General features: G+C 27.4%; 3 protein-coding genes. All 3 read right to left on the bottom strand.

Annotation, left to right across the window (positions count from 1 at the left end; genetic code table 11):
- Positions 1-110 precede the first annotated feature (110 nt).
- Positions 111-725 (bottom strand): hypothetical protein, encoded by a 615-nt coding sequence (locus tag J3U35_RS04830; RefSeq protein ID WP_267351220.1) that lies wholly within the window; start codon positions 723-725, stop codon positions 111-113.
- A 15-nt stretch (positions 726-740) separates the two neighbouring features.
- Positions 741-1,382: a hypothetical protein gene (locus J3U35_RS04835; protein ID WP_267351218.1), complete on the bottom strand. Its 642-nt coding sequence runs from the start codon at positions 1,380-1,382 to the stop codon at positions 741-743.
- Positions 1,379-2,226: hypothetical protein (locus tag J3U35_RS04840; RefSeq protein ID WP_267359883.1), on the bottom strand; the 848-nt coding region annotated here is incomplete at its 5' end. The genes J3U35_RS04840 and J3U35_RS04835, both read right to left, overlap by 4 nt.

Here is a 2,226-nt window from a genome sequence, read left to right on the forward strand (position 1 = left end):
GTTATATCCCCCAATATCTATTATGTTCAAAATGGGGAATATTACCTATTATGAATTTTGTACATACTTATTAGGTTTTAACTAACACTTAGTAAATAATTTGCTTACTTTTAAATATTATTTATGTTATTAAAACATAAATTTTGTTTATCAATTTTATAATGCATTTTATTGACTAAATTTATGCGATAACTATAATCCTCCAGTGATAAAGTATATATATCACCCGTTAAATCAATGTAATAATAGTCAGTTTGATAATAGAAACTAAAATCAGGATTATAAGAATAACCCGCTAATGTAATGGTATCTCTGATTTCTTGCTTATACACCAGTGATAAATTAACTTCATAAACATTATAATTATTCCAATAATTCCAATGGGTAGATTTATTATTTATTGTTTTGTAATGCTTTCTTTGCATCACCAGTTCTAAATCACCATCATGGTATATAACTGTTTTTTTATCTAGCAAGTCATACAATTTGTTAAAACTAAATTTTGTTGTATATAAAGGACAACGTGTCAAATCTAATTTGCGTTGTTCATTATCGAATATTTCCCAAAATCTTTCATCTTTAGTACAACTAGCAATTAATTCTTCAGTATTAATATTTTTGACAAATGGCGCACCAGTATATTTTTCATCAATAACAAAAGAATGACCATAACAAAATAAGGTATTTATCAATAATAATACCCCTAAATAATATTTAATTTTCATTAAATCTTTCCTTATTTAATTTTCTTGATACATTTCATCAACAACCGTTTCTTTAACTTTTCTAAATACCCCTGTATCACTCATTTGATATCCCGATTTTTTGATTATATGAATGTCACCATTTTTGTATCTTTCATCATCAATCAATATTTGTTCCATTTGATTTACTATTATGTTGCCATTTGCTTCGATTTTAAAGTCGCTCCACCATAGCGCTTCACCTTCAGCACTCAGCCGTTCATCTAGCTTAATAGCATCTATAAAATTACCTTTAACATCGTAGCTATTTAATTGGAAAATAAATATCGGCGTATCATTATCGCCATATTCTATATAGATAATGCCTTTATATATAATTTTTTTATAAATAAAATAAATGGCAGGAAAATAAAAACTAGGTTTCCAATCAAATCTTGTTATCTTAGGTTTATACGCATATTCTTCCGCCGAAAATCGATAAGGTAATTTATCATCAGGTGAAATAAATAAAATGTCATCTTTCCAATAGTAATATTTAGCTGCTTGCTTGGATGTGAACGGTAGATCTATTTTTTGAAAATGTAACAAATCATGATCAATCTTATCATTAGCCATAACCAAACTAAATTGCTCAAATATCAATAAATAAATAATAAAGGGATAGATTAGATATTTCATTTTTTAATTTCCTTTATTTTATCCATATCATAATACTGGACATGTAAATGATGATCATGATCCTTTGTATCCTTTTTTATATGGTTGGGAAAATTCTTTTTCCCATCCAATGTATAACTCCAACCTAACATATCTGTCCAACCAAATTTATATAAAGCATCATTCCATTGATTTTGACGTTTATAGTCAAATAATTTTGGGTTGTTTTGAATATTCAGACTAGTTCCTGGTCCTTTAAGTAAAGTTTCGTCTAATCTTAAATATTTAAAATCTCCATGATAACCATTAATATGTGATTTACTGACTCCTGAGCTACCTGAAGAAGTACTAAAACCATTACAACTAATATCAAGAAAGTTTACTTCTAACATTGCACCAAAAAAACTTGCTAACGTATCACCATTCATGAAAAAACGTGGATCTATAAAACAGTCAACATTAAAACGATATTTTAAGCCATATTGTTCATATTCTTGCTCTACTTTTCTTAAATCAATTAAATGAATTTTTTTAGTAAGACCATATCTTTTATGAGGATAATAGTGATTATTTATTTCAATATAATCATATATACCTAATTGATGTAAATTATTATTTTTGTCGTGATAAACATATTTATATTTTTTTTCATAACCTATTAAAATTTCATGTGGTATATGCTTCTCGATTTTTCCATCGTGAAAGATATGATAGGTAATAATTCCCGCTTTAGCTTTAAAATAATCTACCATAGCCACAGGATGCATAAACCAAACTTTACCATTTTGGCTTAACGTGGCAGGTGTTGATGAAGTTTCGGTTTGATTAGTTGTGGTGTCTGCTGATTGCTCTTTTTTAGTTTCTG

The sequence above is a fragment of the Gilliamella sp. B2717 genome, from assembly GCF_026536675.1.
In the GTDB taxonomy this organism is placed as follows: Bacteria; Pseudomonadota; Gammaproteobacteria; order Enterobacterales; family Orbaceae; genus Gilliamella; species Gilliamella apicola_I.

Coding starts and splice junctions, on each gene's coding strand:
- J3U35_RS04835 (WP_267351218.1), bottom strand. CDS start 1,382: ATGAAATATCTAATCTATCCCTTTATTATTTATTTATTGATATTTGAG.
- J3U35_RS04830 (WP_267351220.1), bottom strand. CDS start 725: ATGAAAATTAAATATTATTTAGGGGTATTATTATTGATAAATACCTTA.